The sequence below is a fragment of the Arthrobacter sp. TJ-217 genome (genome assembly GCF_058269255.1).
The window spans coordinates 174,710-197,291 of record NZ_JBZCNJ010000005.1 but is presented as its reverse complement, the minus strand read 5'-3'; the positions used below and the strand labels follow the sequence as shown (position 1 = coordinate 197,291).

At 64.1% G+C, this 22,582-nt stretch carries 23 protein-coding genes; 7 read left to right on the top strand and 16 right to left on the bottom strand.

The features are described from left to right. Positions 1–109: 109 nt before the first annotated feature. Positions 110–1,033 carry an alpha/beta fold hydrolase gene (locus tag AC4D2R_RS10975; RefSeq protein WP_490940018.1) on the bottom strand — a complete coding sequence of 308 codons (924 nt, stop codon included), beginning with the start codon at positions 1,031–1,033 and terminating at the stop codon, positions 110–112. A 41-nt stretch (positions 1,034–1,074) separates the two neighbouring features. Next, positions 1,075–1,539: a DUF2975 domain-containing protein gene (locus AC4D2R_RS10970; RefSeq protein ID WP_490940017.1), complete on the bottom strand. Its 465-nt coding sequence runs from the start codon at positions 1,537–1,539 to the stop codon at positions 1,075–1,077. Between the two features lie 399 nt (positions 1,540–1,938). On the opposite strand from AC4D2R_RS10970, the gene AC4D2R_RS10965 reads away from it, so the two are divergent. Then, complete coding sequence (locus AC4D2R_RS10965; protein WP_490940016.1) at positions 1,939–3,090, top strand: AI-2E family transporter; 1,152 nt, start codon at positions 1,939–1,941, stop codon at positions 3,088–3,090. A gap of 80 nt (positions 3,091–3,170) precedes the next feature. On the opposite strand, the gene AC4D2R_RS10960 is transcribed toward AC4D2R_RS10965, so the two are convergent. The 5 genes from AC4D2R_RS10960 to AC4D2R_RS10940 form a co-directional block, all read right to left on the bottom strand. Then, positions 3,171–3,938: an SCO1664 family protein gene (locus AC4D2R_RS10960; RefSeq protein ID WP_490940015.1), complete on the bottom strand. Its 768-nt coding sequence runs from the start codon at positions 3,936–3,938 to the stop codon at positions 3,171–3,173. After that, the gene (locus AC4D2R_RS10955; protein ID WP_490940014.1) at positions 3,938–4,492 is read right to left on the bottom strand and encodes a DUF3090 domain-containing protein; all 555 of its coding nucleotides are present in this window, start codon (positions 4,490–4,492) and stop codon (positions 3,938–3,940) included. The genes AC4D2R_RS10960 and AC4D2R_RS10955 overlap by 1 nt, the downstream gene beginning before the upstream one ends. A 9-nt stretch (positions 4,493–4,501) precedes the next feature. Next, positions 4,502–5,221, bottom strand: a complete 720-nt coding sequence (locus AC4D2R_RS10950; protein ID WP_490940013.1) for a histidine phosphatase family protein — start codon at positions 5,219–5,221, stop codon at positions 4,502–4,504. Positions 5,222–5,401: 180 nt separating this feature from the next. Continuing rightward, on the bottom strand, positions 5,402–6,454 hold the full coding sequence (locus tag AC4D2R_RS10945) for a S66 family peptidase (RefSeq protein WP_490940012.1): 1,053 nt from the start codon (positions 6,452–6,454) through the stop codon (positions 5,402–5,404). 116 nt (positions 6,455–6,570) lie between these two features. Then, on the bottom strand, positions 6,571–7,203 hold the full coding sequence (locus AC4D2R_RS10940) for a histidine phosphatase family protein (RefSeq protein ID WP_490940011.1): 633 nt from the start codon (positions 7,201–7,203) through the stop codon (positions 6,571–6,573). 82 nt (positions 7,204–7,285) lie between these two features. Between AC4D2R_RS10940 and AC4D2R_RS10935 the strand changes: the two genes are divergently transcribed. Continuing rightward, positions 7,286–7,744 (top strand): NUDIX domain-containing protein, encoded by a 459-nt coding sequence (locus AC4D2R_RS10935; protein WP_490940010.1) that lies wholly within the window; start codon positions 7,286–7,288, stop codon positions 7,742–7,744. On the opposite strand, the gene AC4D2R_RS10930 is transcribed toward AC4D2R_RS10935, so the two are convergent. After that, complete coding sequence (locus tag AC4D2R_RS10930) at positions 7,710–8,432, bottom strand: MOSC domain-containing protein (protein WP_490940009.1); 723 nt, start codon at positions 8,430–8,432, stop codon at positions 7,710–7,712. The two genes, AC4D2R_RS10935 and AC4D2R_RS10930, sit on opposite strands and share 35 nt — an antisense overlap. 121 nt (positions 8,433–8,553) lie before the next feature. Here AC4D2R_RS10930 and AC4D2R_RS10925 point away from each other — a divergent pair, with 121 nt between their 5' ends. Next, complete coding sequence (locus tag AC4D2R_RS10925) at positions 8,554–8,979, top strand: HIT family protein (RefSeq protein WP_490940008.1); 426 nt, start codon at positions 8,554–8,556, stop codon at positions 8,977–8,979. Between the two features lie 143 nt (positions 8,980–9,122). On the opposite strand, the gene AC4D2R_RS10920 is transcribed toward AC4D2R_RS10925, so the two are convergent. The 3 genes from AC4D2R_RS10920 to AC4D2R_RS10910 form a co-directional block, all read right to left on the bottom strand. Continuing rightward, positions 9,123–9,650, bottom strand: a complete 528-nt coding sequence (locus AC4D2R_RS10920; RefSeq protein ID WP_490940007.1) for a hypothetical protein — start codon at positions 9,648–9,650, stop codon at positions 9,123–9,125. Positions 9,651–9,807: 157 nt separating this feature from the next. Continuing rightward, positions 9,808–9,909, bottom strand: a complete 102-nt coding sequence (locus AC4D2R_RS10915) for a hypothetical protein (RefSeq protein ID WP_490940147.1) — start codon at positions 9,907–9,909, stop codon at positions 9,808–9,810. Between the two features lie 49 nt (positions 9,910–9,958). Beyond that, complete coding sequence (locus tag AC4D2R_RS10910; RefSeq protein WP_490940006.1) at positions 9,959–11,014, bottom strand: zinc-dependent alcohol dehydrogenase family protein; 1,056 nt, start codon at positions 11,012–11,014, stop codon at positions 9,959–9,961. A gap of 223 nt (positions 11,015–11,237) precedes the next feature. Here AC4D2R_RS10910 and AC4D2R_RS10905 point away from each other — a divergent pair, with 223 nt between their 5' ends. From AC4D2R_RS10905 to AC4D2R_RS10895, 3 genes are all read left to right on the top strand, one after another. Then, positions 11,238–11,855, top strand: coding sequence for a TetR/AcrR family transcriptional regulator C-terminal domain-containing protein (locus AC4D2R_RS10905; protein WP_490940005.1), 618 nt, complete (start codon positions 11,238–11,240; stop codon positions 11,853–11,855). Between the two features lie 108 nt (positions 11,856–11,963). Next, positions 11,964–13,205 (top strand): MFS transporter, encoded by a 1,242-nt coding sequence (locus AC4D2R_RS10900; protein WP_490940004.1) that lies wholly within the window; start codon positions 11,964–11,966, stop codon positions 13,203–13,205. Between the two features lie 17 nt (positions 13,206–13,222). After that, positions 13,223–14,884 (top strand): amidohydrolase, encoded by a 1,662-nt coding sequence (locus AC4D2R_RS10895; RefSeq protein ID WP_490940003.1) that lies wholly within the window; start codon positions 13,223–13,225, stop codon positions 14,882–14,884. Positions 14,885–14,985: 101 nt separating this feature from the next. Here the strand turns inward: AC4D2R_RS10895 and AC4D2R_RS10890 are convergent, their stop codons facing one another. Together AC4D2R_RS10890 and AC4D2R_RS10885 are read right to left on the bottom strand one after the other, a co-directional pair. Beyond that, positions 14,986–16,299 (bottom strand): Nramp family divalent metal transporter, encoded by a 1,314-nt coding sequence (locus AC4D2R_RS10890; RefSeq protein ID WP_490940002.1) that lies wholly within the window; start codon positions 16,297–16,299, stop codon positions 14,986–14,988. A 119-nt stretch (positions 16,300–16,418) separates the two neighbouring features. Then, on the bottom strand, positions 16,419–17,354 hold the full coding sequence (locus AC4D2R_RS10885) for a dihydrodipicolinate synthase family protein (RefSeq protein WP_490940001.1): 936 nt from the start codon (positions 17,352–17,354) through the stop codon (positions 16,419–16,421). Positions 17,355–17,515: 161 nt separating this feature from the next. On the opposite strand from AC4D2R_RS10885, the gene AC4D2R_RS10880 reads away from it, so the two are divergent. After that, a complete protein-coding gene (locus tag AC4D2R_RS10880) occupies positions 17,516–18,553 on the top strand; it encodes a LacI family DNA-binding transcriptional regulator (protein ID WP_490940000.1) in 1,038 nt (345 codons plus the stop codon). Between the two features lie 52 nt (positions 18,554–18,605). Here AC4D2R_RS10880 and AC4D2R_RS10875 read toward each other — a convergent pair whose 3' ends face one another. The 3 genes from AC4D2R_RS10875 to AC4D2R_RS10865 form a co-directional block, all read right to left on the bottom strand. Next, positions 18,606–20,108 (bottom strand): amidase, encoded by a 1,503-nt coding sequence (locus AC4D2R_RS10875; protein ID WP_490939999.1) that lies wholly within the window; start codon positions 20,106–20,108, stop codon positions 18,606–18,608. 207 nt (positions 20,109–20,315) lie between these two features. Further along, positions 20,316–21,152 carry a formate/nitrite transporter family protein gene (locus AC4D2R_RS10870; protein ID WP_490939998.1) on the bottom strand — a complete coding sequence of 279 codons (837 nt, stop codon included), beginning with the start codon at positions 21,150–21,152 and terminating at the stop codon, positions 20,316–20,318. A 407-nt stretch (positions 21,153–21,559) separates the two neighbouring features. Further along, on the bottom strand, positions 21,560–22,513 hold the full coding sequence (locus AC4D2R_RS10865; protein WP_490939997.1) for an alpha/beta hydrolase: 954 nt from the start codon (positions 22,511–22,513) through the stop codon (positions 21,560–21,562). Positions 22,514–22,582: the final 69 nt, after the last annotated feature.

Below are 22,582 nucleotides of genomic sequence, written 5' to 3'. Positions count from 1 at the left end.
CAGCAATCCAAATCCTCAGCTCAGTTCTCTCCAAGAAGGAAGTTATCCGATGAGGGATCCGTCGGCGGGTGTGTGAAGTCAAACGAGCTTCTTCGTATTCTGGGCGCTTCTACCGTCGGGCTATTTCTTCTACCGCGTTGGAGAGGGCTCCCATGGATTCAGGCCCGCCGTGTCCCTCGTTCTCGAGGATTATCAGTCGGCTGGTGGCCCAGCGCTGGTGTAGTTTCCATGCTGTGATCGCTGGTCCGCTGATGTCGCGGCGTCCATGAATGAGGTACCCGGGGACGCCGTCGAGCTCGTGGATCCGCGACATGATTTCCAATCCGTCCGTCAGGAATCCATCACTGGACCAGTAGTGAGTGACAAGAAGCGCGAAGGTCAGCAGCTCCCGTTCATCGTCGAACATCGGGCCCGGGCGCCACGCTGGATCCAAGGAGACATGGGTTGACTCCCATCTGACCCATGCCTGAGCCGCGAGCAGGGCGTCCTCCCGGTCGAGGCCCGCCAGTCGTCGGGCGAAAGCCTCAACCACCCGCTCACCGGGCCGGGCATCGGCGGCTTTGCTGAAGTCCGCCCACGCTTCCGGGAAGATCATCCCGACGCCTTCAGTTATCCACTGGACTTCTTCGCGGCTTGTTGTGGTCACCGCGACAACGGCTACTCCCAGGACACTATCTGGACAGTGCAGGGCATAAGCCAGGGCGAGAGTGCTGCCCCACGAACCACCGGTGACAATCCATTTCTGTATTTTCAGGTGCCGGCGAAGAGCCTCAAGATCGTCGATTAGGGTCTGGGTGTTGTTGAATGCCAGGTTTTTCAGATCGTCCTGTGCGGTGGGAGTGCTCTTGCCGCAACCGCGCTGATCGAGGCCGATCGTCCAGAAACGCTCGGGGTCGTGCCTCCGGCGGTAGCCGCCCGCACCCAGTGATCCTCCCGGCCCTCCGTGAAGATACACAACGGGAACACCGGAAGGGTTACCCGAGGCTTCCCAGTAAAGACTCGCGTGGGGGACCTCCAACCAGCCGCTCTCCATCCGAATCCCTCCCATTCCAAGTTCCGATTATTGGAGCAACCCTAGTGCGCCTGCCCGTGGGGCCGATCCTCAAACCAGCCCTTTACCCAGCGTCTCAGGGCGAAGACGGCAGGGACGAGGGCGAGGGAGAAGAGAAGTCCGAATAGCATCGCCGGGCCACCGACGCGTGCAACGGACCCGATGTAAACGCAAACGCCCGCGAAAATCACTGCAACGAGAATGAGAGAAGCTGTCATGATGTTGGCCAATCGCGTTGAACGGCTGGTCAACGCCCTGCCTGCTACCGCGGCCAAGATCAATTGCCAGGCTGCCAGCAATGCCATCTCGAAACCGATGAATGCAACAACAAGTGCAGCGACGGACGGGGGCGCCAGATATGCGACCTCTGGGTATGCACTGGCGTAGCTCGCCCCGGCACCTGGAATGACTACGAGTTGAGCCAGCAGGGAGGCGAGCAGAAGGACTCCCAAGAAAAAACGGAGGGGTAGTGCTTCCTGCTTGGTCATATCGCGATCATCGTCCTACGGTCGAAGGTTGGGTCCGCTGCCTCGAACCTACGTTTCAATCGTTGTTCTGGACAGAACCCCGGGAAAATCATCGACACCATAGCCGAAACGAAATCCTTGGCCGACACGAAAATCACTTAGCTATCGCATAGCCATTGGATTGCTAACCGGGACCGATCAAGGTCACCCACAAAGTTGTGCGGATCTATTTCGTGAATGGCAACAAGTAACGCATCAGGGAATGGAAATAGTCCTAAGGGACTACGCCATGTACGTCATTTGGAGGACGACGTGGCCTGGAACATCTCGGTAAAGTCACTGCGGTGACAAGCGTGACCACTTGCACGTGGGCAGAAGTACACCATCACGATGCATCCAACATTCCAATCGAAGAGGGACATGTCCGAGCAGCAAAACCTGGTTATGGAGGGCGCCAGAGGAGAAAGGTCAGGTCCCGATGAGGTGCGGAGGGCTCCCCGGCGTATTCGCAGCGGAGCGCTGCTTTCGGCCCTGACGGCGGCAACGGCGATCCTCGGACGGCTTCTGATCATCGCGGTCGCGGTCATCGGCGTGTGCTACCTCCTTTCCAGGGTGTGGGTGATCGTTCTCCCGCTGATCCTGGCCCTGCTGCTGACTTCGGTCCTTTGGCCCGTCACAAGGCTTTTGCGCCGAACCCTGCCCGCGGTGGCAGCTGCAGCCATCACGATCGTCGGGCTGGTTGGTGCTGCGGCCGGGGTGGGGTGGGCTACTGCCGCTCGGTCAGTGAACGGGGTGCGGGAACTGTCAATGCAGACGAAGGACAACGTTCGGAGTCTGAATGAGTTTGCGGCGTCGTTGTCGTTCACGGAGGCAAACATCAATGGGCTCCTCGAATCGGCGCTCACCTGGCCGCAGGAGAACGTGGATCAGATCCTGGCGCAGGTATTTACAGGTCTCGAGACGGTCGGTTCCATCACGGTGACGGTGCTGCTGACGCTGATTCTGACCTTTTTCTGCCTTAAGGACGGAGACAAATTTTCCGAATGGCTGCTGCGGTGGACTACAGGCACGGCGTTCGTCCATGTCGCGGGCGTGTCATCGAGAAGTTGGCAGACCTTGTCCGCCTACGTGTCCTCACAGGCAGCCGTAGCGCTCGTGGACGCCGTGTTCATCGGGGTTGGACTCTGGGCCCTCGGGGTTCCGCTCGCTCTACCGTTGGCGGTTTTGATCTTCTTCGGCGGATTCCTTCCGGTGATCGGCGCCGTCGCGACCGGGCTCCTCGCCACACTCGTGGCGCTTGTGTCTGAAGGGTGGGTCACCGCCCTGATCGTGCTGGGCATCGTCCTGCTCGTGCAGCAGATCGAAAGTAACGTGCTGCAACCGCTGCTGGTCGGGAGATCCCTCAAGCTCCACCCGGCAGTGGTCCTCACCGGAGCGGCGGCCGGCGCCTCGCTCTTCGGCATCGTGGGCGCGTTTCTTGCCACACCCGCAATCGCCGTGGTGATGGTTGCCCTGCAGTACTCAAGGGAGCAGATGCTCGAACCCGCCGCGATGCCCCAGACCGGTTGCTGACAAGGACTTTGACCCGCTGCAACCGACAGGCTCGCAGGCGGTAATGCGCTGGCATGTAGCTGCCGGTAGCCGCACCTCCCTTAGAACAGCGGCCAGGGAACCGCCGGCCTCCCACCGCTCGGAGGTGGAAACCGCCCTGCCGAGCGCAATCTTGCGCAGCGCGCGGCGAGCGAACCGATTTCTTCGGCGCTGAGCAAGTCCGCCAGGTTGCGGCCCAGCTCAGCGTGCAGTCCTTCGCTGACACGATCGATGCCGTCGAGTTCCTCGGCGGTCAGCGGGTCTCCCACCCACCCCCACAACACCGTGCGCAGCTTGTGGTCACTGTGAAAGGTCAGCCCATGGTCAACGCCGTGCCGGCGTCCGTTTCCCATGGCAAGAATGTGGTCACCTTTGCGGTCGGCGTTGTTGACGACGACGTCGAACACGGCCATGCGTCTCAGGGCCGGCGAGTCTTCGTGAACGAGGGTGACCATGCGTCCGTTCTCGTCGCGGCCTTCGAGAACGTGTTTCCAGCCGGTCTCGGGTACGTCGTCAGTCGCGACCAGGTCCACGGCGTTCTGGGCGGGGTCCTGGTCCTGCCAGAGCTGCACCATTCCTTCACCCAGCGGACCACCGCGCAGCCAGGTGTGTGGCACGACGTCCCAGCCGAGAACCTGCGAGACCAAGTACGCGGCCACCTCCCGCTGAGCCAGGGTGCCGTCCGGAAAATCCCACAGCGGATGTTCCCCCGCTATCGGCTTATAGACCACCGCCACGCCGCCAATGCTGCCCAGGAAGGTGGCGTTCGACGCCGTCGTGATGCGGCCGGTAAGCGTCAGCTCGGCGGTCACCAGGTCGGGCGCCGGCATCAGACCTCGGGAATCGTGCAGGTATGCCCGTCGGCGTCGATGGGGTAACCGCAGAGCGGGCAAATCGGACGCCCGGCGCCCACCACCTCACGGGTGCGCTTGGCGAAGGCGCGGGCGGTGCCGACAGGCATTCTCACCAGCAGCATTTCGGACGCGCCGGCGTCGTCCTCATCGAGCGATTCGTCGTCGTCATCAGCATCGAGATCGGTGATCGGGTAGGCCTCTATGACGACCTGCGCCGTCGTGGGGTCCCACCCGAGGCTCATGGCGCCGGTGCGAAACTGCTCCTCAACGGCATCGAGCTGGTCATTGTCGACAAGTTCAATGGGAGTAGTCGTGGGAACGCTGAAGGGGTTGCCGTCAAGGGTGATGAGCTGATCGAGGATTTCGTCGATCTTCTCAGCGAGCTGTGCCGACTGCTGCTTCTCCAGGGCGATACTCACGATCTGCTTCCCTGTGCGCACCTGCAGGTAGAACGTGCGCTCCCCCGGAACACCAATGGTGCCGATGACGACGCGGTCAGGCCAGGCGAACTCGTGAACGATTGTAGGCATAGAACTACTTTAGGCTCCCGAGGTTCGTGGTGCCTTGTGGCCTGCGCCACCGCCCACCGGCGCATCGCCAGCGGGGATGCTGTTTGGCAGCCACGACAGATCCCCGGCGTCGGTGTTGGTCGCGTAGACGCTCGGCCGATGAGTACCGTAGCTCACGATCGATACCGAGGCGGGGCCCACGGTGATGCGCTGGAACAGGTCGAGGTGCATACCAAGCGCGTCCGCGAGGATCGACTTGATGACGTCACCGTGGCTCACCGCCACCCAGACGGCCCCCGGTCCGTACTCGGCTTCAAAAGCTGCATCGTGGCGCCGAATCGCTGCCACCGACCGTGCCTGCATGGCGGCCATGGATTCGCCGCCGGGAAAGATGACGGCCGACGGTTGTGACTGCACAACGGACCACAAATCCTCGGTCGCGAGATCAGTGAGCATACGGCCCTGCCACTGGCCGTAATCGCATTCAGTCAGACAGGAATCGAGGTTGATATCGCCCGGCGCCTGCGGGGTGCCGGTCTGGCGATCAAGGATGAACTGGGCGGTCTGCTGACAACGCTCGAGGGGGCTCGACACCACTCCGACCAAGGGCACAGCCGCGAGCCGGTCACCGGTCAGGGCCGCCTGGTCGCGTCCGATCTGGTCCAGGTCGACGCCGGCGGCCCGCCCGGCCAGCAGTCCGGTCGCGTTGGCTGTGGTGCGGCCGTGCCGCACGAGAATAACTGTTGCCATCCACCCAGCCTAACCACCCGCTCGACAGCGGCATCCGCCTGCACCTAAGAGACGCTGCCGGCCGCGGAATAATGCGCATTACCGGCGGCCGGCGAGCTCACCGCAGCAATGGCACGAGTATCGGCACTTCAATGGCCGCCCAACATTGGGCGAGCGATAGGTCAAGCACACCAGGGGTAGTCAGTTGTAGTGCGCGCTGATCGTGCGCTCGGATCCGTTCATGGTGAGGTGTCCGCCGTAGGGCAGGATCCATTGGGGGCGGGTATGGCCGAAGGGCACTCCGACGCAGACGACGGCACGGGGGTTGTACCGCGCAATCACCTCGATGGCGGCGTCGCGCTGGGCGTCCCGCAGGCGGCGGCGTTCATCGGCGGCGGGCCGGTGCTCGAAGCTGCTGGTGGGGGGCCGGGCTACGAGAACCCCGTCGACCGCGCTGAGGATGCCGCGTTCGCCGAGTGCGCGCACCCAGCGCTTGACCCAGCCGGCCGGAGGGAGCTCCTCGCTGGTTTCCAACAGCAGGATCGACCCGCGGAGATGCTCGGCCGGCGGCAGCCGGTCCGCCAGTGCAAGCTCGTCAAGGACCTCAAGGCACCCGCCCCAGGTCCTGCCCGACACGGTCCGCGCCGGCCCGGCCCAGCTCCATGGCTCGGTGGGCTCCCGTTCCCCGAACTCGGCAAGAGCTTGAGGGTCGAGCCAGTCCCGGCCGAAGTCCTCGGATTCACCGGGATCGTTGACGGTCAGTTCGCCGCCGGTCATCAGGGCGGCTTTCAGAGAGGCGAGGTGCAACTCGTCGATGCGCGGACCCGGACCGAGGTGGACCTGGCTGGAGCCGCCGTAGAACCCGGTGATGCCATGGGACCAGAGCCAGTTCAGCAGGTGGGTGTTGTCGCTGTAGCCGAGGAAGATCTTGGGGTCGGCGCGGGCGAGTCCAGCGTCCAGGTGCGGGATGACAGTGATTTGGTCATTACCGCCGACGGTGGCGAGGATGGCCCGGATGGTGGGGTCGGCGAAGGCCGCGTTGAGATCGGCGGCACGGTCCTCGGCGGATGCGCCCAGCCGCCGGGTCGTCGGGAACTCCACGGGGACCAGCCCGGTCGCGGCCCCCAGCCGTGTCATGGCCTGTTCGTGTACCGCGGGTGCGAAGCCCGGGGCCGCGAATGACGGCGACAGGACCGCCACCCGGTCACCCTTGCGAAGTTTCGGAGCCGATTTTGTGTTCCCCCATTTTTCCATCCCGCCATTCAAACACAACGGCAATGTCGGCCTTCACCACATCGTGAATCCGCCTGAACCTGCCGGGGCTGACCAACTCGTCTAGTACGGTTTTCACCCGCCCTAAAGCGGATCCCTCAGCCGGACGCATTGTCGAGGTGGGCCGAATAGTCGAGTTGGACGATGCAGCGGTCGTGGGTGAAGCCGTCTTCCCGGAGCTGGGTGATGCCGCCCGGTGTGGCGGGGAACTTCGCATAGCCGGCATGGTCCAGGGGCAGTTTGATCCATGCGCTGATGAGGTAGGTCAAGGTGCCGCCGTGGGTGACGATGATCGAGTGTTCGGCGTCGGCCTGTAGTACCCGGTCGAGGGCGCGGTAGGCGCGGGTGGCCCACTGGCGGCGGGTCTCGGTTCCGGGAGTACCGGGGTGATGCTCCATCCGGCCTGAGCCTTGAGGCGGCGGGGCGAACATGGTCGTCCCGGGTGTCCTTCCCTCGGCTTCGCCATAGGAGCGCTCCCGCAGGTCCGGGTCGATGACGGTAGGGGACCCAAATGCTCGGGCGATCGGCTCCGCAGTCTGTTGGGCACGGAGCAGGTCCGACGCCGCCAGGTGCACGGGGTCTCCTTCGGGGATCAGCCCCACAAGATGGTGAGCGATTCGTTCTACATCGTGCATGCCCCGTGTGGTGAGTGAGGAGTCGTACCAGCCTCCCACCAGATTCTCGATGACGTGGGTTGCCTCGGGATGGGTGACGATGTAGATGCTGCGCATCACTGGAGCGTATCCGGCCGTTGCTGCAGGAGACCGACGTGTGAAGGGCTTGAGGCAGGGTGCCAGACCCTAGAGTGAGGGGATGCCCCGGGAGATCGCGAAAGTCGCCTGCTACGTCGTGCACGAAGGGCACCTCCTGGTGTTCACCCACGACGACGTGCCGATGACAGTGACCGGGGTGCAGATCCCGGCCGGATCGATCAAGCCCGGAGAGCCGCCGGAGGTCGCGGCGGTCCGCGAGCTCTTCGAGGAAACCGGCCGGTACGGCCAGGTGGTGCGTGGGATCGGCATTCAGCGGTATGACCTCAGGCCGGCCCGGGACGAGGTGGCCGTCCGGCACTACTTTCACATGAGGATGACGGCCGCTGACGTGGCAGAGCAGTGGACAGCGGGGGAGTGGGATCCCTCCCATGGCGGAGCGGGCACCAGCTGGACCTGCTGGTGGATCCCACTCGCCGACGGGCACGTTCTCGCAGCAGGATTCGGCGCACTGCTCGGCTCAATGCTCACAACAAGCTATGAGGGGAGCGGCGCAGGGTAACCAAGTCCCCTACCTCAAGCGTTCCCAAGCGACGGGCGTGGGCCTGCAGGCCGAAGATCGTTTCGTGGTGGGCGCCAAGGCTCTTGAGAACTTTCGGGCCAGCAATGACAAGCGCCTGATCCTGATCAACCATGGTGCAGCGCGGCATGCCGGCCTCGAGGCGGAGGATCACTTCGCTTCCGACGTTCAGTTCCGCGCCCTGCAGTCCGCTTTCAAGAAACTCCGGTTCGGTACCGGTGTCCACGATGATGTTGGCGCGGAAGCGGCGGTGGTCGATCCTGGCACCCACCAGATTGGACAAGGCCGCGAGAGAGGACGTGGTGAGCACGTGAAGCGGTGACTCGTCGTGGTGCTGAACCGTGCTTTCCGGGCGCAATGTCAGCTCCTGGCCGAAGGCCTCGCTGAGTGCTCTGGACGCATCGGGGCTGTCCGCCCGGTACAGCACGCCCTCCGGGCTGCGGAGGATCGGTATGCCGCTGTCATCCTCAGCGGTGGAGGTCCAGTTCATCAGCCCCGCTACAGGGCGGAAGCGCTGGGTCCGTTTTCCACTGGCGATACCACCATCGCGGGTATAGACCGCCCACCGGCGATCATTCCGCAGGCCCTCCTCCGTCACATCAACGCTGCGCAGGGATTGGCCGGACGTCGATTTCACCGGATACCGGTACAACGCCTGGATTCTTCCCACTGGGGTTCCTTCGTGCGGCATCGGGTCATTCTCGCACTCTTATGGCGGAGGATCCCTCACCGCGACAAGAGAGGCGGCACTGAAACCCTTGCAGTAATGGGCTTTGGGATACGGTCAGGGGATGGGGTCGCAATGTCTGTTCTGTGAAATCGTGGCCGGCACTGCACCTGCCCATCTCGTGCAGGAAAACGACGGGGCAGTGGCGTTCCTGGACCGCTACCCAGCCAACCCCGGTCACACGCTCGTCATCCCTAAGCGGCATTCGGATGACGTCTTCGGCATGACCGAGGACGACGCGGCCGCAGTCTTCGCCTTGGTATATGAGATCAGCCGCCGGATCAGGGACGTCTTTGGGTCGGATCAGGCACTGAACGTTCTGATGGCGAACGGCGCGGCCGCCGATCAGTCGGTCTTCCATTCCCATGTTCACCTCATCCCAAGGAACCCGGGGGACGGCTTCGCGTTGGTAGAAGATCCCAGACCAGCGCCCACCGATGCGCAGCTGGACGAGGTGCGTCGGGTTCTACATAGGGGATCCTCCGGCTGAATAGTCGAGCCGCTTCGGGTCGTCCGTGCCATTTGAGAATGGTTGCCGGTCCTACACGGCCATTCCGAAGGGACCGGCGGGTGCATGCATCGGGTGCCTGACGGTGTCCCTATTGCCCATCCTCCAGCAGGCGCTCTCTCGGGCTACCGGCCCAGCACGTGTCCCCATTCCAGTGCGTCCCCGAGGTGTTCATCGCTGAATCCGGGGTGTGCTTTCCGGAGTTCGGTCATGTCCTTTTCGTTGTTCCACGGCCCGAAGCCGAGTCGTTCACCATGGTTGATCAGGGCCGTCGATCTCCTTTCGGCGTCCTCGATCGTTTTCGGCCCGAAACTGCTCCCAAGCTCCTGCCCGACATCGATAAGCCCCAAGCCCTCCCTCACGTACTGCCCGCCGAACCGGCGGTTGCGGTACACCAAGGCGAAGACTGCATTCAAAACATCTTCCGCCTTGCACGCGGCAATCAGCTCCTGCCTGCGACGCAGGCCATCGGCCCGGTGGGATTCCGCCCACTCCATGGCGGTGTCGAGTTCCTGCTCGTACCGCTCCATGGGATACCCGGGGGCGATTTTCCGCATACGGGCGAGAACGTCTTCGCGGGGAACCCCCTCGTACAGGTGCTTGCCCGCATGGTAGCCCGACGCGGACTCGGCGGAAAAGTTCTCTTCCTCCACTCCTGGTTCCTCCAATGTTCTAGCTCAGGGTACCCTCCGGCGCTTATCCGCAATCAGGCGAAGTGACACAGTGTCCGCTGGTGGTATTGCCGCGTTGTCGAGCGCCTGCGCCGACGCCTTCACCGATATCAGCGCTTATGACATTTCGACGGGCCTACTATTCAAGGCCTGGCTCGTAGGTTCCGAAGCTCCATTCGGTGCCTTCGGGGTCGAGAACTCGCGCGCGGCGGGAACCCCACCCGGTGTCCTCCGGTTCAATGACTGAGCGCCCACCGGCCGCGATGGCCCTGTCGTGTGCGACGGGATCCTCAGGGCCGTAGCAGCACCTTGATGGCGCGACGCTCGTCCATGGCCTTGTACGCCTCCGCCGCCTCCTCGAGGGGCATCTCTACGTCGAACACGCGCCCCGGGTTGATCGTCCCGTCGAGCACGTCCTTCAGCAGTTCGGGGATGTAGGTGTGCGCCGGCGCCATGCCGCCGCCGACCGTGATGTTCTTCGCGAACAGCACACCGATCGGCAGCTCGGGCCCGCCCGCGGGCACGCCGACGAACCCGAGGTGCCCGCCCGGGCGCGTGCTCCGCAGCGCCTGGTCCATCGACTCCTTGGTCCCCACGCACTCGAGAACGGAATCGGCGAGCACTCCGCCGAGCAGCTCGCGCACCTTCACCACGCCCTCGTCGCCGCGCTCGGCCACGACGTCCGTGGCTCCGAACTCGCGGGCAAGGGCCTGCCGGTCCTCGTGCCGCGACATGGCGATGATGCGCTCCGCACCCAGGCGCTTCGCGGCGAGGACGCCGCAGAGCCCCACGGCGCCGTCACCCACCACGACGACCGTGCTTCCCGGGCCCACCCTGGCGGACACCGCGGCGTGATGGCCGGTGGACATGACATCCGAGAGGGTCAGAAGGCTCGCGGTGAGGGCGGCGTCCGGGTCGGTGACACCTTCGACCTTGCGCAGCGTGCCGTCGGCCTGCGGAACCCGCACAGCCTCGCCCTGCCCGCCCTGCACGAAGTCGCCGTGCTCGTCGATGCTGCCCCAGCCCGCCAGGTGATCGCACGCGACCGTCACACCGTTGAGGCACTGCGGGCACTTTCCGCAGCTGTCGACGAACGGTGCGATCACGAAGTCGCCGACCGCGATGTCCCGAACCTCGTCACCCACCGACTCGACGACGCCGACGAACTCGTGCCCGATGGCCTTCGGCTCCTTCGTGGGCCGGACGCCCCGGTAGGGCCACAGATCGGACCCGCACACGCAGGACGCCGTGACCTTCACGACGGCGTCGGCCGGCCGGATGATGCTCGGATAGTCGCGGTCCTCAACCCGGATGTCGCCGGGCCCGTGGATGATGGTGGCTCGCATGATGTCTCCTGAAAGTCTTTTTCTTCGGCGTCGGTGCCGGGTTGGTGGGTGCGGGCGCTCAGGTGCCGGTCAAGGTGGAGTCTAGGGTGCCGGCGGGCAGTCAAGCCAACGCAGCCCGCTCACGGTGGACGTTTGGTTGTGCAGCCAAACTCGAGGGACAGCCACCTGCAACCAGACTCCCGGTCGCCGCGACTGCTATTTTGGGACTGATAAGGAGACACTCATGCCGCGCCCTCGATCCGCCCTGCTGTCCGTTGACCTAATTGTCGAGGCGGCGCTCAGGCTTGTTGACCAGACAGGGGACTTCAGCTTGCCCCGCATCGCCCGGGAACTGGGCGTGAGCCAGTCCTCCCTCTACAACCGCATCTCCGGCCGCGACCACATCATCGAACTCCTCCGGGCGCACCTTTTCGCTTCAAACCCGCTGCCGGAAATCACGGACGCGCCCTGGGACGAAGCGCTGCGCATCCTCATCCGTGGCTACCGCGACTGCTTCGCCCCGCACCCCAAACTGGTACCCCTCCTGGTGACCCAGACGGTAAGGGCGCCGGAGGTCATCAAGTTGTATGAGGATCTGGCTAAGACGCTCGAGCGCTCCGGCCTTGATGCCGACGACGTCGCTCCCGCATTGTCCCTCATCGACTACTTCGCCCTCGGAGCGGCGCTCGACTACACCGCTCCGGAGGAGGTCTGGGCCCCGGCGCCGGATCAGTACCCCGCCCTGACCAGGGCGGTCGCATCGAACCCCTCCGCATCAGAAAGGATTGAGCGGGCCTTTGACTTCGGGCTCGAAGCGCTCATTACAGGCATCGCAAGCGAGGCGAAACGCAAAGTTAAATGAAAGGGTTTCAAAAACCCTTGCCAGAGTGTCCGTGCGGTCTCCATACTAAATGAACACCGTTCATTTGGAGTGACGGTCATCACACTCATCCAGTGAATGGAGCACGCCGTGGCAAGCACACCCACCCAACTTGAGGACACCGTCCGGGTTCCCCTGACTGCCTCCCGGGCTGTCTCCACTTTCGGAATCACGGTCGTGGGGTTCATGACCGCCAATCTGGTTCCTGTCATGATCATTGCGCTGACTGATCTGGGCTTTACTCCAACCGGCGCCGGCACTCTTTTGACCGCCTGCCTGCTGCTCTCTGCCCTTGCCTGTCTGGCCACCTCCCGCTGGACCGCCCGTGGCGGACGCTACGTCGTGGCGCGCGCTGGCCTGGCACTTACCGCTCTGGGTTTCGGCACGGCCGCCCTTATCGCCGATCCGGTGATCGCCGCCGTTGGAATCATCGTGGGCGGCATCGGCGGCGGAGGAGCGGTTGCTGCCGGCGGTGCCGCCCTGGCCGCGCTGCGCGACCCTGACCGCGCCTCGGGTATCAGCGGGTTCGCCAACCGGGCGATCGTCGCCGTAGTGCTGTTCGTCATCCCCGTTGTTGGGCTGGGGATGGCGAGCGCCTTCGGCATCCTCGCTTGCCTGGCCCTGGCCGCGCTGGCCACCACAGGGTGGCTGCCCGATCGCCCTGCCGCAACAGCTCCTGACACCACCGTTCGAGCAACGGGTGCCGTCAGGGGCTCCCGCGCCGTCACCATCGCCGGTTACGTCCTTCTTGCCTGCTTCGCCGTATGGGCTCTAGGGGAGGACTCACTGTGGGCGGTGGCCGCAGTCATGGGGGCAGAACAGGCCGGCCTGAGCGACACAGGGATGGGACTGGTCCTCAGCCTTTCAACACTGGGCGGGCTCCTTGCCGCAGCCCTGGTGGGACTGGCCGGCAAGCGGCTCGGACGGACAGTCCCCCTCGTTACAGCCCTCCTTATTGGAGCTTCCCTGAAGATTGCTTCAGGGTTCATCACCGATCCCCAGCTGTACCTGGTGGTCATCATCATCTGGAACACCGTCTACATGATCGCGTTCCTCTACGTCATCGCCATTGCCGCCGCACTGGACGCAACCGGCCGCTGGTCCGCTCCCATCCTCGGGGTTTACCTGGTTGGGTCCTCCTTCGCCCCCCTGTTCGGAACCGCGGTGTCCGCGACCCTTGGGTACCCGGCGTTGGGCATCATTCTCGGCGCCATCACCCTTCTGGTCCTGATTCCCTTGGTCATCGTCTCCCGCATGTCGCTCCGGACCGAAAAAGGCCTCCTGCCGGGGGCCGCGCCGGAAACTGACTTCCCTCACGCAGCAATCGTCTAAACCCGAACGGACCTCCTGTGCCACGTCAGCGAACCGCCTACACCAACGCATCCATCCTCACCCCCGAAGGAGTCATCAAAGGCTCCGTCGTAATCAACGGCAGCAGGATCGAAGCTGTCCACAGCGGCACCCCCGAAGCACCCTCCGGCGCAGCGGACATGCATCAGATCGATCTCGGCGGCAGGTTCATCCTTCCTGGATTCATCGATGCACACAGCCACCTGCTCATGCTCGGGCAATCACTCCAGAAAGTGCAGCTCCGCGGCGCTCGATCACTCGGTGATATTCAGGAAGCCCTGAAGGATGCGCGGCAGCAGAACCCCGGCGCCGCCCGGATTTTGGGCAGCGGCTGGCTCTACAGCGCGCTGAACGGCGCTGCCCCTCACCGGGCAATGCTTGATGCGGCAATCGAGGACATTCCCGTCTACCTGGATGCGAATGATCTGCACTCGGTCTGGGTGAACACGGCGGCGCTGGCGGAACTGGGTATCACCACCGACACCGATGATCCTCATGGAGGATCGATCACGCGGGACCCAACCACAGGGGAAGCGACCGGCATGCTTCTCGAAACGGCTGCGCAGCAGATCGTCTGGCCTGCGCTGGCCCGTCACGCTACCGACGCAGACCGGGACACCTGGATTGACAGCGCGATCAGCCACTACCTTGCCAGTGGGGTAACCAGCGCTGTCGACATGGCGGTTGAGGAAAACGACCTGCAGGCCTTCCTCCGGGCGAAAGCCCGGCACGGAGGAGAACTACCCCTGCGCATTAAGGGGCACTGGTTCATCCATCACCGCCCCACCGTGGAGGAGAACCTCCAGCAGGTCCAGCACGCCGTGGAGCTGGCAGTGCAGGTCGATTCACCGACGCTGAAAATCACCGGGATCAAACTGGTGCTCGATGGCGTGATCGACAGCTGCACCGCAGCCATGAAGGAACCCTTCACAGACGGCACCAGCAGCGACCCGATCTGGGACCGTGAGGCGCTTCTTCCCGTCGTCGCCGCGGCAGATGCGGCCGGACTGCAGATCGCCATCCACGCCATCGGCGATGAGGCCTCGGACATCGCCCTGGATGTGCTGGAAGCGGCCTACACACGCAACGGGCCCCGGGACCGGCGCCACCGGATAGAGCACCTGGAGACCGTGACGCCCGAGAACGTGGCCAGGCTGGCCCGCCTCGGCGTCGTCGCCTCCATGCAGCCCGTCCACGCCGACCCCGCCATCCAGGACAACTGGCGCGCAGTGCTGGGCGATCACCGAACGGAACGGGCCTACCCGTGGACAGAGTTCACCGCCGCCGGAGCCACTCTCGCCCTCAGCACCGACGCGCCCACCGCCCCCTATCAACCCCTGCCCAACATGTACATCGCGGCAACCCGTAAGTCCGCCCTTGATCAATCCCTGCCGGCGAACCTTCCTCAGTACGCACTCGATCTCGAGGCGGCGCTCCATCATGCAACCCGGGATGCGGCCTATTCCTGCAGGGCGGAAAACGAGGAAGGCAGCATCGCCCCGGGTTCTCTGGCGGACTTCACCGTGCTGGAGGCGGACCCTCTGGCCCAGGACCCCATCGGGCTGCTCAGCAACCGCGCCTGCCTGAGCGTTGTTGGCGGTCATCACCGGTTCGAGCTGTCAATGGCGCTGCCCTCACGCCATCAGGAAGCACGCCAGTAGCCGGCCTCATGAGCGGGCGCGCATATGACATCCGCAGGAAGGAGCGCCCCGAGCGTGTGCTGGGGCGCTCCTTTTAGGTTGCGGCGCAGTGCCAGCGCTGGTCAGGCGAGCAGGATGGTGATGAGCCTGATGGAGGAGGCGATGATGGCGATGAGGCCGATGGCGCCGAAGAGGTTCTGCCACCATTTGTTGCGGAGCTCGCCCATGATCGAGGACCTGTTGGCCATGATGACGATCAGCACGCCGAGCAACGGGGCGATGAGCACCGTGAGGGATTGGGCGATGACGATCAGGCCCACGGGTGAGGACTGGAACGAGAGGGTGATGATCAGTCCGAACGCCAGGATGGCTCCCGTGAAAGTGCGGGCGGTGGGCGACCCTGCCTTGGCGCCGCGGCCGAGGGCGTCGGAGATCATGGTGCCGCCGGCGGTGGCGTTGGCAATCATCGATGAGAAGGCTGCGCCGGAGAGGCCAAGGGCGAACACCATCGCGCCGACGGGGCCTGCCAGGGGCGTAAAGACGGAGGCGAGGTCGTTGATGGTTCCGGCCTCCGCACCCGTTTTGCCGAGTACGGCAGCCGCGACCATGATGACGAGGGCGGTCATGATGCCGGGTGCGACGATGCCGGGGATGGTGTCGACGAGGGTGATGTCGCGGTAGTCGGCGCGGGTTCGGCGGTGTTCCTTGATGCCGTAGGAGGTGTAGAAGGCGGCGTTGATGGAGAAGTTGGTGCCAACAAGGGCCACGATGAGGATTTCACTTCCCGGCGGCAGGCTTGGAACCATGCCCTCCAGGGACCGGTACCAGTCGGGTTGGGCGACAACGGTGCTGGCGATGAAGGCAATGCCCATGAGAACGACGATGATCAGGAGGGCTTTCTCGACGATTCCATAGACGTTGCGGAAAGCCAGGACGAGGCCGACGGCGGCGGTGCAGACCACGGTCCAGAGGACCGGGGACCCTCCGAAGATCAGGGAGAGTCCCAGCCCGGACCCGACGGCGTTGCCGACGGAGAACATCAGCGTGATGCCGAAAACGCCGACGCCTGCAAGGACGCCCACCCATTTGCCGAGGTGGTCCTTGATGGAAGTGATCAGGGACGTGGGTGTGGCGATGCCGAGCCTGACGCTCATGTCCGTGAAGAAGATCATGAGGATGGTGGAGACGGCGATGACCCAGACGAGGCTGTAGTCGAATCGGCTGCCGGCCTGAACGGCGGTGGTGAGGTTGCCGGGGCCGAACTGCCAGGCTCCGACGACGAAGGCCGGGCCCATGAGTGCGAGGTAGCCAAGGAAGGTCCGGCGCTTCGGAGCATCAGATGTCAGTGAACCTGATGCAGCTGAAGCGTGTTCGTTGCTGACCTTTTGCCCGGGCTGGACCTTTACAGCGTGGGCGGTCTTGTTGTGCTCGCGCATTGGCGAGTCCTCCTTCTCCAGCTGCGTTGCCGCTGGGGTCCTCTTTGACCGGTGGGGGAGTGCAAGTTCATGGGAGGGGTGGCAGACCGTTGCCGGCCCGCCACCCCTGAGCTGCGATGCTACGCAGGTACGGTGACGTTGCCCAGGTTGGCTGACTGCAGGGCCTTGGCGATCTCGTTGCCCGCCCCCTCGGCCAGGGGAAGCAGCGGCGGCCGGACGGTGGAGTGCTCAAGGATGCTGCGGGCGATGAGGCCTTCCTTCAGCGCCACGGTTCCCTCCATGTGAGAACCGCGGTGGTAGACGTTCCTGGTCACCGGCAGGAGGCGGTCGTGGATGGCGCGGGCGGCGGCGTAGTCCTTTGCCTTGCCTGCGGCGATCAGTTCCACCAGCGGCTCGGGGGCGAGCCCGCCGTAGCCGACCAGTGCGCCGTCGACATCGAACATGGTGTGCAGCAGGTACTCGTCATGGCAGGTGAGGATCTGCAGGTCCGGGTAGGTCGCACGCAGCACCGGGATTTCGGTGTCCCAGCGCTTCATGTTGCGGACGCCGTTCTTGGTGGCGAACACGCCCTCCATGCCGGCGATCTCCAACTGGGTTTCCAGGTCATAGGTTGCCTTGGTGACATCCGGGTACTGGAAGAGGATCAGCGGCAGGCCTGAGGTTTCGTAGATTTCCTTGTAACGGGTCTGCGGGGCGCCCTTCTGGTAGCCGAAGCGCAGCCAGCCGTGGGACGGGTAGACCAGACCGGCCTCGGCGCCTGCCTCAACGGCACGCTTCGCTTCCAGCGCAGCAACGGTGTTCCCTTCGCCGGTGAGGCCCGCGATGATCGGGATTCGGCTGTTGACGGCGTTCTTGAACTCTCGAATGACGAGTGCCTGCTCCTCCTGCGTCAGGAAGGTGCCTTCGCCGGCGTGGCCGAGAACCACGAGGCCCTTGACGCCCTCCACGCTGGCCAGCCACCCGCCCAGACGGTGGATGGCGTCGACGTCGACGCTGCCGTCACGGTTGAACGGGGTTACAGGTGCGGGAACAAGCCCGCGAAGATCCATGGTCATTGCACTACCTCTGTCTTGTCTGGTCGTAGGTTCCGCATATAATGAAAACGTTTGCGGGAACGTTTTCATTGTGCGTTGTGCTCCAGCTCACTGTCAAGGGTTGTTTTCGGCAAAGGGGAAATAGAGTGTCTAGCAAGACCATGATGAACAGGAGAACGCACATGGAACCCGGCAGCCCAGGGACAACCGTCACCCTCAAGGACGTTGCCGCGGCCAGTGGCGTCAGTATCTCCACGGCGAGCCGAGCCCTGGATGAGCGGGGCGGTGCATCGAAGTCGGCTGCGGCAGCACATGTCAGGAAGATTGCCGAGGAGATGGGCTACCGCCGCAACTCCTTCGCCTCCAACCTGCGCAGAGGCGAAACCCGGACCCTCGGCGTGCTCGTGCCGCGGCTCAGCGACACCGTCATGGCCCTCATGTTCGAGGAACTGGAGCGCGCGGCGTCGGACCGCGGCTACTTCGCCATGGTCGCCACCAGCGGTGATGACCCCGATGACGAACGCCGGGCTGCCGAAACACTCCTCGACCGCAATGTCGACGGGCTGATCCTTGCCACTGCCCGAATTGACGACGAACTGCCAAGGCACCTGCGCGAGCGGGGGGTGGCGCACGCGCTGGTGCTGCGTACCGACGGGGTCAGTCCCTCCGCACTCGGCGACGATGAGATGGGCGGATACCTCGCGGTCAGGCACCTTATCGATCTCGGCCACCATGACATCGCCGTCGTGACCGGACCTTCATTCACCTCCTCCGGGAGAGCCCGCCTCGCCGGCGCCCGCAAGGCCTTGGAACAAGCAGGTATCAAGCCCCGGGAAGACTGGCTCATCGCCGCGGGCTATGGCATTGAAAACGGGTTCTCCGCCGGCGAATCCCTGCTGGAGGGCAGCGCCGGGAAACGTCCCAGTGCGATGTTCGCCGCCAACGACAACCTGGCCATGGGCATCATCGCGGCCGCCCACCGCCTCGACATCGCCGTAGGAGAAGACCTCGCCCTGGTCGGCTACAACGACATACCCCTCTCGTCCCGCCTTTCAACCCCGCTCTCTTCCGTGCGGGTGCCCCTGGACCAGATCGCCGGAAACGCGATCGACCTTATTGTGAACCCCGGCAGGGAACCTCAGATCCGCAAATCCATGCCCACGCTCATACCCCGCCAATCGAGCGGCTCACCCATACACTCCACACCCCACGTTCTCTAGGAGGCTGGAGCCGCACCGGCTCACGCTGTTCTCTCTGTTGGCTTTGTCCCGGTCAGGAGCTTATCGGTGTGCTTTCGGGGTGAACCCGGTGGCCGATGACCTGTTCGAAGCCGTAACCGACGGCGAACATCGTTGGCTCATCATAGGGACGTGCCAGTACTTCCATCCCAACCGGCAGGCCCGAGTCGGTCAGGCCGGCAGGCACAGTCATGGAAGGCATCCACGATTGTGAGCCGATGACCGTGTTCGTCGGAAAGTTCAGCGTGTTCCACAAACCGGAATCAGTGTCCTCATGCGTGGGCGGGGCGACCTGACAGGTCGGGTAGACCAACGTATCGAGGTTATTGGCCTCCATGAGGTTGACGATCGTCTTCATGAACGCTTCACGCGCGGTGTAGGCGGTGTAGTAGTCCACATCGCTCAGCGGGTCGTCGGGCCCGGCTGCCAGCGCCTCGAGGAGATCGAGTTTCCTGTGGTACCGGCCTGAGTCGATGATCTCGGCGACGGAGTGGGCCGGCGCCTTGGGTTTGGACGCGAGCCAGGAGTCGATGTCGTGCTTGGACTTGATTGTGTAAAGCGACGTTCGACCTATCCACCCGGACAGGTCATCAATTGTGACATCGACGAGGGTGGCGCCGCCTGCCCTCAACTCGTCCAGGGCGCCGGCCATCACTTGATTCACGGGGCCAGTGTTCGGGTCATCATCAGCGCCGAATGCACTGCGCAGCACTCCGATACGGCGACCCTGCAGCGCGTTGGGAACGAGGAGATCCACGTAAGACTCGGGGGCGCGGGCGACGGAGTAGGCGTATGTGAGTGGGTCGCTCTGATCAAAGCCGGCCATCACGGTAAATACCCGGGCAGCATCTTCCACGGACCTGGCCATCGGCCCGATAGTGTCCTGGGCGCTGACCAACGGGTTGCATCCGGTTCGACTGATCAAACCGGGAGTGGAGCGGACCCCCACCAGATTGCAGAACGACGCGGGCAGCCGCACTGATCCTCCGCAGTCGGTGCCGAGCCCCACTGTCGCATACCCTGCCGCAATGGCGGCGCCGGTTCCGCTGCTGGATCCTCCTGGATCACGGTCAAGGTCGTAGGGATTCTTTGTCACCCCCGTATGGGAGGAGTAACTGAACCACGACGTGGCCCAGTCGGGCAATGTCGTTTTCGCCAAGATGATGGCCCCCGCAGCACGCAGTTTGGCGACAACTGTCGCATCTTCATCCGCGCGGTAGTCAGCGAAGATCTCCGATCCGAATGAGGTGGGCATGTCCGCCGTTTCCAGGCAGTCCTTGATGACCATAGGAATGCCATGCAGGGGTCCCACTGCCTGCCCCGTTTCCCGATAGACGGTATCCAAAGCATCAGCTTGTTCCCGGGCGGCCTGGTTCGTCATGACAACTGCATTGAGCTCGGGGCCGGCATGGTCGAAGGCCTCAATCCGGTCGAGGTAGGCGTCGACCAGCTGCCGGGCAGTGACCCTGCCTGTGAACAGTGCGGCCTGGATTCCCGCAATGTCCGCGTTTTCAAGTGAAGTGCCGTTGAGATCCATGAAGGGTTCTCCTCTGAGCGGGTCTGATCTTCTCCTGCCCCGACGCTAGGTCGGGCAAAAACCAGGGTCAACCGCCAGCAGGATTTATTCAAACCGCCATGGAAAAAGATCGGTTCTATAATGCCGGACCGACGCAGAGGGACTGCCTGAGGCTCGTCTGACACTTTCAACTGCGCCGGGCCGGGGACTTTCCAGCTTGCAGCGCGGTCAGCTGCCGTGCGCGGCGTCCGGGTCCGCGGGGGCTTCGTCGCGGCGTTTTTGGATGAGCTCCTTTGTGCGCACCAGCCGCAGAAGAGTCACGAGGACGATCCCGCCGAGGACGTTGAAGAGCAGTGTGTAGCCGAACCAGCCAAGCCACTGCCCGTAGGTGATGTCGGCACCGGAGTGGATGGCGGCGAAGATCAGCAGGGAGTCCAGGATCGAGTGGAACAGTTGTAGGCCGGCCAGGAGGAATCCGCCGATGACTGTTGCCACGACCCGGGCAACATCGTTGTCGGTGCCTTGCTGCATCCTGCTCATCAGGGTGATGGTGCTGCCTCCCAGCACGGCGAGTGCAACCACCTGGAGCGAGAAGGGGGCATCCACGAAGTGGTGGGCACTCTCGCTCACCGTCCCGGCCCACTGCGGGAAGGCCTGCATGACGATCCATACGAAAACCCAGCCGCCGACGAGGTTTGCTGCGAGGGTGCCGCCCCAAAGCTTCGCAAGCTGGACGGCGCTTCCCTCCTTCGCCACGACGGCGGCCACCGGCATGAGGAAGTTCTCGGTGAAGAGCTCGCTGTGGGCAAGGAGCAGGGCAACCAGGCCAACACTGAAGGCAAGGCCCGCGAGCAGATGGTTGCCCGTCTCGTGCATCACGGCCAGGTAGGCCATGATCCCCAACCCGATCTCGAAGCCTCCGAACACGCCGGTGACCAGGATGTTCCTCATGGTTCGGTGCAGCCTCTCGGCGCCTTCACCAATGGTTTTGTCGAAGGACTGCTTCAGCTCATCCTCCACCGGGGCGTCCGATTCGCCCAGTTCCCGCCTGCGTTGTTCACTCATGACACCTCTCCCGTACTCCGTCGTTATGGCCCGTGACCAACTGTTCCTATCACCACCCCGTTGATTGGGCCTCCGCTCAGGGCCGGGATGCGCACCGTCCAGGTGCAGGCAAGCCGGGGCAGCAGTAAGGGTCGCTTCTCACCCGGGTTCCTCCCAGTAGAGCAGTGCGCAGGTGGTTCTTGTTGACCGGATTGGACCTTGCGCTTTTATTGCGTCCTGTGAGCCGAGCGGTTGGCAAGTTCATCACCATGAGAAAAGAACCGCTCGTGGGGGCGGGCGTCGGAGCATCCGTAGGGGTGGCGCTCCGCTCGAAAATCGGCAGGATCTCGCACGGTCAGGCCACCGAGCCGGCCCAACCGTCATCATTCACCGCCGCGGCATCCGGGTGGCCAGTCACCCAAAGACCCTCAGCGGCCGAGGGTGCGTCCGATCCACGAATCGCGGGCAGCCACTGCGGCGACCGACAGCAGCGCTTCAGGTGCTGCTCCATCGAAGATGTGGAAGCCGCCGGCCCAGACGTGCAGCTCCGCCTGGACGCCGTCGGACCACAACCGGGAGGCGTATGCGACGTCCTCATCCCGGAACACCTCGGCCGACCCGACATCGATGAAGGCCGGCGGCAGGCCGCTCAGGTCGGTCGCCCGTGCCGGGGCGGTGTAGATGTCGACACCATCGGTGCCGCGCCGGTCGCCGAGCAGGGCGTCCCAGCCTGTGTGGTTGCTCTCCCGGCTCCAGGACCCGGTCTGGGTGTACTGGCGGCTGGAGGCGGTGGAGTCGCGGTCGTCGATCATGGGGCTGAGCAGCATCTGGGCAATCAGGGACGGGCCCCCGCGGTCACGGCTGAGCAGCGTCACGCCTGCGGAAAGGCCCGCACCTGCGGATGTTCCGGCGATCAGGATGCGCTCGGGATCGATGCCGAGCTCCGGTGCGTGACCCGCCACCCACTTCAACCCTGCATACGCGTCCTCCACGGGGCCGGGAGCGGGATTCTCCGGCGCCAGCCCGTATTCGAGGGAGACGACGACGGCGCCGTACTGGACGGCCCAGTCCAGGACATGGCCGATGCCGGTGAAGCGGTTGCCGATGATCATCCCGCCGCCGTGCAGGAAGTAGATCGCCGGCGCGGCGGCGTCCTTCGTCGCGGGAGTGAAGACCGAGGCGATGAGGCTGCCGGCCGGACCCTCAAAGGTGTGTTCTTCATGGGTGATGGGACGGGTCGATACGAGATCTTCGAGGGTCGGCCCGAACGGGTTCGCCCGAAGGAAATCGATCATGTCGGCGGTGACCGTCGACGGCAGGGGGCTGGCGTCGAGCAGCTCGGCCAGCTCCGGATCGTACGGCGGGCGGGTGGTGGTGGTCATGGTCTTCACCGTTCTCTGGGTATCTTCGGGGGGAATGGTTCGTGCTGGTGTGACGGGTGTTCGCTTCGG